The sequence below is a fragment of the Actinomycetota bacterium genome (assembly GCA_040754375.1).
In the GTDB taxonomy this organism is placed as follows: Bacteria; Actinomycetota; Acidimicrobiia; order Acidimicrobiales; family AC-14; genus JBFMCT01.
Window position 1 is genome coordinate 1 of the sequence record JBFMCT010000061.1, and the last position, 13,528, is coordinate 13,528.

Sequence of the window (13,528 nt, forward strand, 5' to 3'; positions counted from 1 at the left end):
GCCCACGACTACCCGGCCCACGACCACCCGGCCCGCGACCACCCGGCCCGCGACCACCCGGCCCGCGGCCCGGTGGGAGGTGGCCACCGGGAGCGTGATGGGCTCGGGGCCCTGCCAGGGCAGGGCGAGCGCGGCCGGCGCCCGCATGAGCGGGGTGGCGGCCACTCCCATGGCTCCGGGGGCGGCCACGGGCACAGCCACGATCTGGCGCCGGGGGCCAGTCGGCGGGAGATGCTCATGGTGGGCCTGGCCGGGGGCATGGTCCCTACTCCGTCGGCTGTGGTGGTCGTGCTGGGCGCGCTGGCCCTGGGCCAGGCGTGGTTCGGGCTCCTGCTCATCGTGGGCTACGGGCTGGGCATGGCGGCCTCGCTGGTAGCCGTCGGCCTGCTGCTGGCCCGGGCGCGTACAGGCATCGAGAGGCGGCTGTCGGCCCTCCCGTCGTCCCGGCTGGCCGGCCTCATGGGCCTGGCGCCCGTAGTGGCTTCGGCGGCCATCGTCGTGGCCGGGTTGGCGCTGGCCGTCCGGGGCCTGGCCCAGGCCTAGAGCCCGGGCCTAGAGCCCGGGCCCGCTCCCGTTTGCCAGACTGGCAGCGTGCTCCCCTTCTCTGCCCGAGGTCTTACCGAAGGAGCACTGACGTGCTCGGCCGGGCTGGCGCGGCCGGGCGAGCAGGACGACGGGCTGCGCCGTCGGGCCTCGGTCCAGGCCGTCGACCAGCGGCCGAGGTGAGCCTGCCCATCCTCGACATCCGGTTCGCTAATGGCCGGTCGGCCCTGGCCGTCCAGGCTCCGTCGAACGCGGGCGGCGAGGAGCTGGTATCGGCCCTCGGTCTTCCCGTGCCCGCGGGCACGATGATCGTCAACGGGAGCACGGCACTGCTAGCCCCCGAGGTGGAGGGCCGGCTCACGGACGTGCTGGAGGACGGCCTGGCCGCCCTGGCCGTCAAGGAGGGCCTGACGGTTGTAACCGGGGCGACCGATGCCGGGATCTTCGCGGCCCTGGGCGCGGCCATGGACGGCCACCACGCGCCGCTGGTGGGAGTGGCCCCGCAGCCCCTTGTCACCTGGCCGGGCCGCACCGACGAGGGCCCTGACCCCATGGCGCTCACACCCCTGGAGCCCCACCACACCCACTTCGTCCTGGTCGACGCCCAGGAGTGGGGTGACGAGACCGGGGTGCTGATGTCCCTGGCCGCCGCGCTGGCGGCATCGGCCCCGGCGGTGGTCGTCTTGTTCGGGGGCGGGCGCATCGCCGCCCGGGAGGCCGAGGCCCACCTCGCCGCCGGCCGGCGGGTGGTGGCCGTGGCCGGCTCGGGGCGGCTGGCCGACCGGCTGGTGGCCGCCATCGACGGGGGGCCGTCCCCCGACCCGCAGGCGGCGGCCATCGCCGCCAGCTCGCTGCTCACCGTCTTCCCGGCTGACGGTGGCCCCCAAGAGCTCATTGCCCTGTTGCGCCGATCTCTGGAGGGGCCCGCGTGAAGAAGTCGGTCGATTTCGCGTTCGACGAGCACGGCGGGGCTGACGGTGACCATCCCCGGGTGTCGTGGGCGGTGGCCATCACCGACGACTGTGAGGACTGCGAGGACCTGCGGGTCGAGGTCACGTTCGAGGAGGACGGACGGCCCGGCACGGGCCTGGTCGCCCATCTCTCGCCGGGGTCTGCCCGCCGCCTCCAGTCGGCCCTGGGTACCGCCTTACGGGAGCTGGGGGCGGGCTGACGGGCCGGAAATGCCCAGGCCGGCCCTGGTGTTGAAAGAGTGCTATGGCACTTACGAACCCTCGCACCGACATCAGGTGGCGCCTGGAGGCGGCGTGCCGCGACTTCGACACCAACCTGTTCTTCCCGCTCACCGAGGAGGGCGTGGCCGAGGCCAAGGCCGTGTGCGCCACCTGCCCGGTGCGGGAGGAGTGCCTGGAGTTCGCCCTCCAGACCCGCCAGGAGGACGGGGTCTGGGGTGGTCTGGACGAAGCCGAGCGGCGCCGGGCCCGCCGCCGTCGCCGGGAGGCGGCCCGCCGGGCGGCCTGAGAAATCTGCGGCCGGGGGGTGTGGAGCCTGCCTTAGCGGGGTAGGGCACCGCTCGGCGCCCCCGCCGACGCGCCTTTGCCTGCCCGCCGACCATCGGAAGCCGCCCGTGCCCCAGATGACCGCCACCGCCCCCACCCGATCCCCGCGCCAGGCGGAGGTCTGGTTGGGCCGCGCCGCCTGCCGGGCCCTGCCCACAGGGCTGTTCTTCCCCGCCGGCGAGCTCGACGACCACGCCGTCGAGCAGGCCGAGGAGGCCAAGGCGATCTGCGCCACCTGCCCCGTGCGGGTGGCGTGCCTCGAGTTCGCCATCGCCACCAACCAGCCCTACGGCATCTGGGGCGGCGCCAACGCCTCCGAGCGCCGCTCCATCCGCCGCCGCCGCCTAGCCGAACGCCGCCGCCAGGCCTCCTGACAGGGCTACCTGCGCCGGGCCGTCAGGTGGTGGCGGCCCGGAGGGCGCCGGCCTTGTCCTCCAGGGCCGCGACCAGGTCGTCGTAGGACTTCTCGAAGCTGGCCACGCCCTGGGACTCCAGGGTCTCGGCCACGGCCGACAGGTCGACGCCCACGGCCTCGATCCCCGAGAGGACGGCCTGGGCTTCGTCGGCGTCCTGGTCGACGGTGCAGGCCACCGTGCCGTGGGCGCACAGGGCCTCGATGGTGGCTTCGGGCATGGTGTTGATCGTGTCCGGTCCCATGAGGGGCTCGACGTAGAGCAGGTCGGGGTAGGCCGGGTTCTTGGTCGAGGTCGACGCCCACAACGGGCGCTGGAGCCGGGCGCCCCGGGCGGCCAGGGCCTCCCAGCGGGGGCCCGAGAACCGCTCGCGGAAGAGCCGGTAGGCCAGCTTGGCCTGGGCCACGGCCGCCTTGCCCCGTAAGGCCATGGCCTCGGGGGTGGCGATGGCCTCGAGGCAGCGGTCGACCTCGGTGTCCACCCGGCTGACGAAGAACGAGGCCACCGAGTGCACTCGCGACAGGTCGCCGTCGTAGTCCTCCAGCCCGGCCAGGTAGGCGTCGATCACCTGGTCGTAGCGGGCCAGGCTGAAGATGAGCGTGATGTTCACGCTGCGGCCCTCGGCGATCATCTGCCGGACGGCGGGCACTCCCTCGGCCGTGGCCGGGATCTTGACCAGGAGGTTGGGCCGGGCGATGCGGGTGCTCAGCGAGCGGGCGGCCTCGATCGTCCCGGCCGTGTCGTGGGCCAGGGAGGCGGCCACCTCGATCGACACGAAGCCGTCGCCGCCCTCGCTCTGGTCGTAGACGGGCCGCAGCAGGCCGAGGGCGGCGCTCACGTCGGCGATGGCCATCTCCCAGTAGGCGTCCTCCACCGACCGGTCCCGCAGCAGCTCGGAGAGCTCGGCGTCGTAGAGGTCACCCTCGCTCACCGACTTCTGGAAGATCGTCGGGTTGGACGTGACACCCCGGATGCCGTCGTCCACCGCCCGGGACAGCTCTCCCGACTCGATCGCGGCCCTGCGCAGGTTGTCGACCCACGGGCTCTGGCCGACCTGTTCGAACAGTTCGTGGAGCTTGGTCATGGCCACCTCCTTGCCGCCGTACGGCTTAGTCAACCCTTGCACATTCCTGCCCAGCCGGGGACCGCGGGTATCAAGTCGTCGTGGTTGGTGGTCGATACCAAGGGGGAAGGAAGGAGGTCGAGATGAGCAACCAGCAGATCAAGGACCTGAGGGAACTGGAGGGCCGCCAGGTGAGCCTGGCCCTGGCCGACGGCACGCGTATCGACGACGCCACGCTCGTCTCGGCCGGGCGGGGCCACACCCGCACCCTGTGGCTCTTCGACGGCGGGAGCGACGTGTTCGTCCCCATCGCCGAGGTGTCCCAGGGCTGGGAAGCCCCCCAGTCCCGCGCCGCCTAACAAACCGAACGAAACCTGCGCGGGAAAGGCGGGCATTTCGCCCACGCTTTCCGCGCAGGTTTCGTGGGGTTTTCAGCTCGGGGCCGACCGGTGCTGGCGCAGTCCGCGGGCGGCTACGGCCAGAAAGCCCGTGGACAGTGCCATCTGGGTGTACCACCACCAGCCCACGCCCGCGTGGTGTCCGGACAAGGGACAGGCGACGGCCAGGACCACCGCCATGGCGCCGGCCAGCATGGCCCAACCCAGGGCCCGGGGGAGGCGGCGGGCGGCCGTGGTCGCGGTGGCCACCACCGCGGTGATGAACACCAGGAACAGGGCCGTGGCCAGGACCGGCACGGGCGCCTGGGGGTCGGCCGGCAGGGGCTCGACCAAGATGTTGACGACGGCCATGGCGGGCGCCCCGACGCCGATGCGCAGGGCCGTGCCCCGGTCGAGGCGGCCGCGCTCGGGGCGGGCGTCCGGTCCCGGCGGTGCCAGGCCCAGGGTCGGTCCCGGGGCCGCCCCCGGGGCCGCGCCCGACGGCGGTTGCCCGCCGGCCTGGCCGGGCCGCTCGGGCCCTACGAGGGTCGCTCCGTGCTGGACCATGGCGTCCTCCCGGTCTCCGGTACCTTCGGCCATCGTACGCCGCCCCGGCAGCCCAGGGGGCTGCGGTGACCCCACCGCCGGCCCCAGCCTGTCACGCCGAGACGCAGGTCACGTCAGCCACACCGAGACCTCGGCCAGGGCCCCGAGGTCGGTCGTGGACGCCACCTTCACATAGCGCACAGGGGCGCTGAGCACCGGGGTGACGAGGGCGAAGGGCGTGGCCGCCGAACCGACGGTGCGGAAGGTCAGGCCGTCGACCGAGGTCTGCACGTCGCACGTCGCCGGGCAACCGCGGACCACTACGAGCGTCGGTGTCATGGAACTGCCCAAGTCGACCGACACCTCCCCACCTCCGGCAGACTCGCCCTGGGCCGGGGCGGTCAGGTCGCCGTCGGTCACCGCGCACGGCTCGGGTGTGCACTCCAGGAGCCGGGAGGCGGGCGTACCGCCCTGGCCCGTATAGGCCACCGGCCGGGACCGGTACGTCAGGCGGAAGGTCGTGCCGTCGCCCTCGGCCGACCCCAGGGACTCCACCGCAGCCGTCCCCACGCTGTCCTCCAGCACCCGCGGGTCGACCGATAGGGTCGGGCGGCCGTCGGCTATCCAAACGATCGAGCCGGCCCGGCCCTGCCCGGCACCTGCGAAGAAGACCAGCCGCTCGATGCTGCCGGTCTCGCGGGCCGTCCACTCACCCCGCACGGTGCGGCCCGTGGTCAGCTCCAGGTCGGGCGCCCACAGGCCGAGGGTGGGAACGGTCAAGCTCCGGCGGGCCACCTGGAAGCGGGCACCGACAGCCGGGCCGCCTCCGGGCGCGGCGGCCGCCAGGTGGACGATGGCGGGGTTGCCGTCCGGGCCCTGTACATCGCGGCCGGTCAGCTCGAACCGGAACGCGCCGTCGGCGTCGGTCCTCGTACGTGCCGCCGCTTCGCATTCGGCGGGCGGGCCCGGGGCCAGGCAGGCCATGGCCAGGGTGCCGGCCGTCAGCTCGACCGAGGGGGGGCCGTCGTCGCTGGCTCTGGGGTTGAGCAGCACGACGTCGGCCCCGGCCAACGCCCGGCCGTCGGGCCCCTCGAACCTCCCGCTGACCGTGACCTCCCCGTCGGCGCCCACGGTGCCGTCCGAACAGGCGGACGCCGACAGCACGACGGCGGCGAGGACGGCGGCGAGCAACGAGGGGCGGCGCACCCCGCCAGCCTGGCACGCCGGGCCTCTCGGGCGCCTACCCGGTCACGGGCAGTAGCGCGGACCTCAGCCCGGTCCGGCACCGGCCAGCAGGCGCTCGCACGACAGGACCGAGACCCGCCCATCGGGCCCACCCACGGCCACCGACGCCCCTTGCGGCCCCCAGGCCACCGGGCCCAGTTCGGCCCCGACCTTACGGATCTCGAGGGGCTCGGCCGTGGCCGCCGGGCTCCACAGCACGAGATTGCCGTCGAGCCCGGTGGAGGCCAGCAGGTTTCCCCGGGGCGAGAAGGCGGCGGCCACCACCCAGTCGTCGTGGCCGGCCAGACGGCGCGGCCCGTCAGGGACGGAGCCGGGCGGCCCGAGCCGCCAGCACCGCAACCAGCCGTCGGCCACCACCGCCACCTGCGGGGGGGCCGGGGACGAGCAGCAGGCCACGACCGACACCGGGCCCCGGGCCACCCGACGGCCGGTGACGGCGCCGGGCCCGCCCCGTTCGACCACCTCGAGGTCGCCGCCCAGGGTGCCGGCCACGACCGTGCCCGGGGCCCCGTCCGCCGCGAGTGCGGTCACGGCCGCCATCGTCCACGTCCGCCCGGGCGCACCGACGAACGGGACCTCGAGCTCGACCACGCCCTCGATGCCGCCTACGAGCAGGACGGGGCGCGTCCGGTCGCCGGCCCAGCACACGACGGTGGCCACGCCCGGTGCCGCCGGCCACCGGTCGGCGACCTCGCCCCCACGGTCGAGCAGCACCACGCCGGCCGAGGTGGCCACCGCCAAGGTGCCGTCGGGGCCCCAGGCCAGGTCGTCGGCCGTGGCCTCGACGGAGGTCGTGCGGGGCGAGCCCCCCAGGGGCCAGGTCAGCACGGCGCCGCCCTCGTAAGCCGCAGCCAGCACCCCGGCCCGGCCCGACCAACCCAGGGCCACCACCGCGCCCGGGCGGCGCTCGGCCCGCGTGCCGTCGCCTGTGGCCATCACGACCTCGCCCCCGTACGAACCGGCGGCCAGTGCCCGGCCGGTCCGTGACCAGGCCAGCGTGCTCACAGCCTCGTCGAGGTGGTAGCTGCCGACAGGCCGCAGGCGGGGCTCGAACTGCACAGCCGTCATGCCTGCGTAGCCAGGACGTCGCGCAGCTGCTCCAGAGCGGCGGAGCGTTCGAGGCGGTGCCCGGCCATCAGCACCCGGGCCCGGGGTGGGGCACCGGGCGGGGCGGGCGGCCCGAGGCCCGAGCAGTAGTAGGAACCGACGGCCGAGCACACCCAGCGGCTCGTCCCGCCGGTGAGTGGGACGACGGCTTGGAGGCGGGTGAGGGCCCCGGCCGTCTCCCGGACGGCGCTCGACACCCATGCCCGGAGGGCCTCAGGCGGGGCCTGGCCCTCGATGTCGAACAGGGCCGTCCACGGGGTAGACCCGGGAGGGACCTCGATGGAGTCGAGACGGGCGGCCACGGCCGTCAGGGCCCAGGCGTCGCCGCTCGCCGGCCAGGCCGGCAAGGCCTCCTGCCCGGCTAGCCACACGGGCGAGAACGGGTTGCGTTCGGCCAGGGCGGCCCGTACCTCGGCCAGGGCTCCGGCGGTGAGCTCGGCCGCCCGGGTGACAGCCAGCACGTCGGCCAGCGCCACGTGCTCGGCCGCGATCGCGCCGCTCACCGCCTCCCCGCCCGTGCGCAGGCGGACGGCGGCCTCGGGGCCGTCGAGAGCGGCCACCACCGGTCCGAGAGCGGACCGCCGGGTCAACCACGGGTCACACAGGAGGGGGGAGAGCAGGGGAGGGGCGGCGTCCGCCGGGCCCGCGCCCACGACGACGGCGGGCGGTGGGTGCCGGCGGGCCAGTAGCCGGCCCACCACGGTGCGCACGTCGACCCGTACGGCGCAGCAAGGGCACCCGGGGGTGCGCGGCCCGACCGCCTGGCTGACCTCGATGGCGGCCGTGCCCGCGGGGCGGGCCCAGCCGCGCGGTAGGGCGGCCACGAGCCCGGGCTCCAGCCGGCCGAGCAAGCCGATGACCTCGGCCATGGGCCGCTCGCCGCCCGCCAGTACAACCGTCACGGGGACCTTGATCTCGTCCATGCCCGGACCCTAGACGCTCCCGGACCTAAAATGGAAATCATTCTTATAAAGGAGGAGATGCGAACTGGCGTGCCGCGGTCAGGTGTGGTGAAGTACTAGAGTTAGGTCGTCCTAAGAGATATGTGGAGGTTGCCCTGTGACTCGGACCCGACCGAGGTTGGCGGTGACGGCCGCCGTGCTGGCCCTGCTAGCAGTGGCGTGCGGCGACGACGGCACCCAGCCCGCGGGCCAGCCGGGCACGACGGCCGGCGCTACGGCGACCACCGACCCCGGCCCCAACAGGATCACCGTCTACAGCGGCCGGGGCGAGAGCCTGGTCAAGCCCCTGTTCGAGCAGTTCACCCGGGAAACAGGGGTCCAGGTCGAGGTGCGGTACGCCGACAGCGCCGCTCTGGCCGCCCAGATCGTGGAGGAGGGCTCCCGTTCGCCGGCCGACGTGTTCTTCTCCCAGGACGCCGGTGCTCTTGGCGCCCTGTCCAAGCGGGGCCTGCTGGCCAGCTCGCCGTCCGAGGCGGTATCGGCCGTCGACGCCAAGTACCGCTCCCGGGACAACACATGGGTGGGGGTCTCGGGCCGTGCTCGGGTGATCGCTTACAACCCCCAGAAGGTGCCCGAGGCTGAGGTGCCCAAGTCGGTGTTCGAACTCACCGACCCCAAGTGGAAGGGCCGTATCGGCATCCCCCCTACCAACGCCTCGTTCCAGGCGTTCGTCACGGCGATGCGGGTCCAGGCCGGCGAGGCTCGCACCAAGGAGTGGCTGGCCGGCATCAAGGCCAACGAGCCGAAGACGTTCACCGGCAACAACCCGTTGCTGGCGGCCATCGACGAGGGCCAGGTCGACATCGGGCTCATCAACCACTACTACCTGTTCGAGCGGATCAAGAACCTCGGCCAGGACAAGGTCGTGGCTCGCAACGCCTACACCACCAACGGTGACCCCGGGGCGCTGATAAACGTGGCCGGCGTCGGGGTCCTGAAGTCAACCAAGGCCCCGGCCGCGTCCGCCCGCTTCGTCAACTACCTGATCTCGCGGCCCGCCCAGGAGTTCTTCGCCGAGAAGACGTCCGAGTACCCCCTGGCCTCAGGTGTACCGGCCATCGCCGGGCTCGTCCCCCTGGCCCAGGTCCAGAGCCCCGACATCGACCTGTCGAGCCTCGACACGCTGGAGCAGACTCTCACGATGATCCGCGAGTCCGGGCTGCTCTGATCCCCGAAGACGAGCGGGGCCGAGACGGGGCTCTCGCCCTGGCCCCGCCTGAAGTCGTGCCTGCACCCGCCCCCCCGGCCCCCCGGGGGGCGGGTCGCGGGCGCGCCCCGCTGTTGCTGGTGGTCCCGGCCGTGGTGGTGGCCGCGGCCTCGCTCGTCCCCGTCGTCTACCTGTTCATCCGGGCCGGCCAGGGTGGGTGGGCGGCGGTCACCGCCACCGTGTGGAGCGAGCCCACGGCCCGCCTGCTGGCCCGCAGTTTGGGCCTGGCGGCCGCCGTCACCGGCGCCAGCGTGGTGATCGGTGTGGCCCTGGCGTGGCTGACCGTACGCTGCGACCTGCCGGCCCGGCGTCTGTGGCAGGTGGTGGCCGCCCTCCCCCTGGCCGTCCCCAGCTACGTGGCCGCCTTCGCCTACCTGGGCAGCTTCCCCCGCTTCGACGGGTTCCGGGCCGCGTTCGTGGTGCTCACGCTGCTCTCCTACCCGTACGTCTTCTTACCGGTGGCCGCCACGCTGGCCCGGATGGACCCGTCGATGGAGGAGGCCGCCCGGTCGCTTGGGGACGGGCCCGTCCGCGTCTTCTGGCGGGTCACCCTCCGCCAGCTGAGGCCGGCGGCGGCCACCGGCTCGCTGCTGGTGGCCCTGTACGTGCTGTCGGACTTCGGGGCGGTGTCGATCCTGCGCTTCGACACCCTGACCCGCAACATCTACCTCGCATACCAGGCCAGCTTCGACCGCACGCCCGCCGTGGTCCTCGGCTGCCTCCTGCTGGTGTTCACGTTCGCCATCGTCACGGCCGAGGCCCGCACCCGGGGCCGGGCCCGCTACCACAGCGGGCGGGGTACGCACCGCCAGGCGGCCATGGTCGCCCTGGGCCGCGCCCGGTGGGCGGCCCTGGTGGTCCCGGTGAGTGTGGCCGTCCTCGCTCTCGGGCTGCCGGCCGTCGCCCTGGGCCGCTGGCTGCTGGAGGCCGCCCAGCTCGACCTCGACCTCGGCCGGGTCCGCCACGCGGCCTGGGGTTCGCTGCTCTCGTCCTCGCTGGGGGCGGCGGTCACTGCGGTGGCCGCCGTGCCCGCGGCCCTGCTGGCTGCCCGCTACCGGGGCCGGGTGGCGGGCGCCGTGGAGCGGGCCACCTACCTGGCCCACGCCCTGCCGGGGATCGTCATCGCGCTGGCGCTGGTCTTCTTCTCCGTGCGGCTGGGCCCGCTCTACCAGCGCCTGCCTGTGCTGGTCTTCGCCTACTTCGTCCTGTTCCTGCCCCTGGCCGTCAGCGCCGTCTACTCGTCGGCCGTGCAGGCGCCTCCCGTCCTCGACGAGGTGGCCCGATCGCTGGGCCGCCGACCGCTGGCCGTCCTGCGCACGGTCACGGCCCCGCTGCTGGCCCCCGGGGTGGCCGCCGGGGCCGCCTTGGTCTTCCTCACCTGCATGAAGGAGCTGCCGGCCACCCTGCTGCTGGGCCCTACCGGCTTCGACACCTTGGCCACCCTCATGTGGTCGTCCACGTCGGTGGCGGCCTTCGGGGAGGCCGCCCTGCCCGCCTTCTTGCTCGTGGCGCTGGCCGCCGTCCCGACCTGGGTGCTGTCGCGCCGGGTGGGGGTGGGACCGGCCGGCGCGGCCGGGCCCCGTCCGGGAACGGTCGTCCCTCCGGGCCCCGGAGCCGGTGCCGGGCGTGGCTCAGGCTGAGGTCACCGTCGCCCTTAGGGGCCGGTCAGCCCACGAACATCCAGCGGGAGAAGCGATCGAGCAGGTGGAGGTTGCAGGCGTAGCCCGCGGCGCACAGCCCGGCGACGGCGATCATGGCCACCCGGCGGTGGCGCACGGCCGCGAAGCCCCCGACCCACGCCGACCACGTGGGGACGAGGTAACGGGCAAGGGCCGACAGGGGCTGGAAGGCCAGTGGTCCTAGCACCATGACCAGGGCCCCGATGGCCAGCCGGGCGTCCCACCGCCAGGCGGCCACAGCGAAGGCCACGACCAGCAAGAAGGCGAGCACGCCCACGGGCTGGGCGCCGAAGTCCTCCCACCCGATCCCCACGAAGGCGTCTTTGACCTTGGCCCACGCGGCCGCCAGGCCGAACCGGCCCAGCCCTTCGTCGCGCCACTCGGGGTTGGAGAACTGGGCGTGGATGAAGGCTATGGGCGAGCCTGCGGCTAGCTGGTAGGTGAGCAGCAGGCCACCGAGGCCCCCGGCCACGATGCCCCCGGCGGCCATGCTGGCGCGCTGGCGGGGACGGCGGGCCGCCTCCAGCAGCACGGGCACCGCCAGCAGGATCCCGACGGGCCGGGCGAACGTGCCCAGGGCCGCGCCCGCGGCCGCCACCAGCAGGCGGTCGGGGGTGCGCAGGCCCCAGATAACGACCGCCGCGCAGAAGGCCAGGGTGGCCTCACCGTAGAAGCACACGAAGAAGAAGGCGTTGGGCACCGTGACCAAGAAGGCGGCCAGCAGGCAGCGCTGGCCCAGCGTCCACCCCCGGGCCACCCGGTCGACGAGGGCCACGGCGGCCAGCACCAGCACGATGTTGAGCCCGCTGCCGGCCACGTCCAGGGGCACGAACGGCAGCAGGGCGTGTACGGCCGCGGCCATGGCCGGGAAGAGCGGGAAGAACTCGGCCCGGAACTCGGGGTTGGTGCCACCCTCACCCCGGTAGCCGTACTGGGCGATGTCGAGGTACCACTGCCCGTCCCAGTGGGCCAGCACGGGCAGGCCGGCCCGCTCGGGAGGCGGTACGTCGTTCTGAACGAGGGCGAAGACGACGTACGAGAAGAGCACGGTCGCGGCCACCGCCAGCGGGGCGGCGGCCGCGAAGATGGCCCGCCGCCGGCCGTCGGGGGGCGCGGTGGCGATGGCGACCGGCTGGCGCGGGGTGAGGGCACGGTCGATCCGGGCGAGAACGCCGGCCATCTATGGCCCCGCCCGCTCCCAGATGTCATAAGGCGCCCCCGGTGTGTCACGCACCCGGTAATTCTCCCGGAACCACGCGGCCGTGCCCTCGGAGAACTGAACCTCTCGGCCTCCGAGGATGACGAACCGGCACCGCTCCAGCAGCGCTCGCACCGTGGGCTGGGACCGAGGGTCGGCGTAGAGGCTGGCCAGGTCGCCGAAGCGGCCCCCGTCTCGGACGGCCTCGAAGACCATGACCCCGTAGGGGTCGAGGACGATGGGCGCGCCCTCGACCACCGACGGCAGACGGCCGCCGGCCAGGCCCCACATGGGCTCGAACGTGAGCAGGCACTCGCCCGCGGGAAGGCGTCGTATGTGGTGCCCCAGGGTCACCAGCTCGGGCGACTGGGAGCGGGCGTCGTCGAGGGCCCGCTGGAGCGACATCCACGCCGGCACGGCCACGACGAGGGCCAGCACGGCGGCCGTCCCGGCCCGCGACGTCAGGGCGGCCGGGGCCCAGGGCCGGGAACGGGTGCGGGCCAGCCACCGCCAAGCGGTGCCCACCAGCAGCCCGGCCAGGGCGGTGTCGGCCAGGGCCAGGTGGGCGTTGTAGTGGGTGAAGTAGGAGCGGCCGGCCAGGAAGGCGGCGAACGTCAGCACGTAGGCGGCGGCCACCAAACGCTCGCCCCGGTGGTCGGGCCGCCGGGCCCGCACCAAGGCCACGGCCAGGCCCCCGACCGCGAACAGCGACGTCGCCGCGTGGCGGCCCTCGGGGATGCGCCAGTTGAGGGGGTGGAAGCCCAACATCTCGTGGACACGGGTGGCCGTGCTCATCGTCCCGTCGGGCGGCCGCCACAGGTGGAAGAAGACCGTGTTCTCCACGAACGTCCCGAGGGCGGGCACGGCGAAGGGCAGGCAAACGACAGCCACTGCCGCTCCTGCACCGGCCCCGAACCGCCCCAGCGCGGCCCGCCGCCCCTCCCGGGGAGCCGAGACGAGGGCCGCCAGCACCCACGCCAGCGCCCACGCCTTGAAGGTCAGGGCGACCCCGCCGGCCACCCCGGCAGCCAGCGCCCGGCGGTTGTCCATCGGGCCCTTGCCCGTTCCCCCCAGCCACATGGTGGCCGTGACGACGCAGGCCAGGTTGAGGGCGGGTTCCATGAACGTGGTGCGCTCGGCCACGATCACCTCGGGGTGCACGGCGTAGAACAGCGCGGCCGTGACCCCCGCGGCCGGCCCCCACAGCTTCCAGCACAGCCGCCCGAGCAGGAAGATGGTCACGGCGGCGAGGGCCACGACCCCCAGCCCCGCCAGGGCGAACGCCCGGTCGGCCCCCACCCACCGGCTCAGGGCCGCGGCCGGGGCCAGCAGCAGCGGCCCCGCGGGCGGGTGCGCGTAGAAGTAGTCCCGGTAGGGGAGCAGGCCCTCGGTCAGCAACGCCGCGGCCGTGAAGTTGACCCCGTCGTCGTAGTTGGGCCGGGCCGAGAACGTGCCGTAGGCCACCAACGGCCCCGCCCGCAGCACCGCCCCCAACCCCGCCACCACCGCCACCACCCACAACGGGCCAATCCCACGGACACGCCCGAGCATCGGCCGGGCACCCTAGCCTGGCTAGCTCCTCCCCCCGCCCCGCCCCGCCCCGCCCCGCCCGCCCGCCCTCCCGCCCTCCGGCCCGCCCCTCCCGCCCTCGTCCGCCCGCCACCCCGGCCC

General features: G+C 74.3%; 16 protein-coding genes. 8 read left to right on the forward strand and 8 right to left on the reverse strand.

Annotated features, from left to right (window positions below):
- Positions 1-201 (reverse strand): hypothetical protein (locus tag AB1673_16400; GenBank protein ID MEW6155544.1); only part of this gene is annotated, 201 nt, incomplete at its 3' end.
- Between the two features lie 30 nt (positions 202-231).
- On the opposite strand from AB1673_16400, the gene AB1673_16405 reads away from it, so the two are divergent.
- The 5 genes from AB1673_16405 (at position 232) to AB1673_16425 (ending at position 2,434) form a co-directional block, all read left to right on the forward strand.
- Positions 232-543 carry a hypothetical protein gene (locus AB1673_16405; GenBank protein MEW6155545.1) on the forward strand — a complete coding sequence of 104 codons (312 nt, stop codon included), beginning with the start codon at positions 232-234 and terminating at the stop codon, positions 541-543.
- Between the two features lie 179 nt (positions 544-722).
- The gene (locus AB1673_16410) at positions 723-1,475 is read left to right on the forward strand and encodes a hypothetical protein (GenBank protein ID MEW6155546.1); all 753 of its coding nucleotides are present in this window, start codon (positions 723-725) and stop codon (positions 1,473-1,475) included.
- Entirely contained in the window at positions 1,472-1,714 is a 243-nt protein-coding gene (locus AB1673_16415) for a hypothetical protein (GenBank protein MEW6155547.1), read from the forward strand. The genes AB1673_16410 and AB1673_16415 overlap by 4 nt, the downstream gene beginning before the upstream one ends.
- A 44-nt stretch (positions 1,715-1,758) precedes the next feature.
- Positions 1,759-2,022: a WhiB family transcriptional regulator gene (locus tag AB1673_16420; protein ID MEW6155548.1), complete on the forward strand. Its 264-nt coding sequence runs from the start codon at positions 1,759-1,761 to the stop codon at positions 2,020-2,022.
- Positions 2,023-2,137: 115 nt separating this feature from the next.
- The gene (locus AB1673_16425) at positions 2,138-2,434 is read left to right on the forward strand and encodes a WhiB family transcriptional regulator (GenBank protein ID MEW6155549.1); all 297 of its coding nucleotides are present in this window, start codon (positions 2,138-2,140) and stop codon (positions 2,432-2,434) included.
- A gap of 22 nt (positions 2,435-2,456) precedes the next feature.
- On the opposite strand, the gene tal is transcribed toward AB1673_16425, so the two are convergent.
- Positions 2,457-3,557, reverse strand: coding sequence for a transaldolase (tal, locus tag AB1673_16430; GenBank protein ID MEW6155550.1), 1,101 nt, complete (start codon positions 3,555-3,557; stop codon positions 2,457-2,459).
- Between the two features lie 122 nt (positions 3,558-3,679).
- Between tal and AB1673_16435 the strand changes: the two genes are divergently transcribed.
- Complete coding sequence (locus tag AB1673_16435; protein MEW6155551.1) at positions 3,680-3,895, forward strand: hypothetical protein; 216 nt, start codon at positions 3,680-3,682, stop codon at positions 3,893-3,895.
- Positions 3,896-3,967: 72 nt separating this feature from the next.
- Here AB1673_16435 and AB1673_16440 read toward each other — a convergent pair whose 3' ends face one another.
- From AB1673_16440 to AB1673_16455, 4 genes are all read right to left on the reverse strand, one after another.
- The gene (locus AB1673_16440; GenBank protein ID MEW6155552.1) at positions 3,968-4,513 is read right to left on the reverse strand and encodes a hypothetical protein; all 546 of its coding nucleotides are present in this window, start codon (positions 4,511-4,513) and stop codon (positions 3,968-3,970) included.
- 75 nt (positions 4,514-4,588) lie between these two features.
- Entirely contained in the window at positions 4,589-5,665 is a 1,077-nt protein-coding gene (locus AB1673_16445) for a hypothetical protein (GenBank protein ID MEW6155553.1), read from the reverse strand.
- Positions 5,666-5,728: 63 nt separating this feature from the next.
- Complete coding sequence (locus tag AB1673_16450; GenBank protein ID MEW6155554.1) at positions 5,729-6,772, reverse strand: hypothetical protein; 1,044 nt, start codon at positions 6,770-6,772, stop codon at positions 5,729-5,731.
- Positions 6,769-7,734, reverse strand: a complete 966-nt coding sequence (locus AB1673_16455; GenBank protein ID MEW6155555.1) for a hypothetical protein — start codon at positions 7,732-7,734, stop codon at positions 6,769-6,771. The genes AB1673_16450 and AB1673_16455 overlap by 4 nt, the downstream gene beginning before the upstream one ends.
- Positions 7,735-7,897: 163 nt before the next feature.
- Here AB1673_16455 and AB1673_16460 point away from each other — a divergent pair, with 163 nt between their 5' ends.
- Positions 7,898-8,941, forward strand: coding sequence for an iron ABC transporter substrate-binding protein (locus AB1673_16460; GenBank protein MEW6155556.1), 1,044 nt, complete (start codon positions 7,898-7,900; stop codon positions 8,939-8,941).
- A gap of 56 nt (positions 8,942-8,997) precedes the next feature.
- On the forward strand, positions 8,998-10,620 hold the full coding sequence (locus AB1673_16465; GenBank protein MEW6155557.1) for an iron ABC transporter permease: 1,623 nt from the start codon (positions 8,998-9,000) through the stop codon (positions 10,618-10,620).
- Between the two features lie 25 nt (positions 10,621-10,645).
- Here the strand turns inward: AB1673_16465 and AB1673_16470 are convergent, their stop codons facing one another.
- A complete protein-coding gene (locus tag AB1673_16470; GenBank protein MEW6155558.1) occupies positions 10,646-11,839 on the reverse strand; it encodes a hypothetical protein in 1,194 nt (397 codons plus the stop codon).
- Complete coding sequence (locus tag AB1673_16475) at positions 11,840-13,378, reverse strand: hypothetical protein (protein MEW6155559.1); 1,539 nt, start codon at positions 13,376-13,378, stop codon at positions 11,840-11,842.
- Positions 13,379-13,528 lie beyond the last annotated feature (150 nt).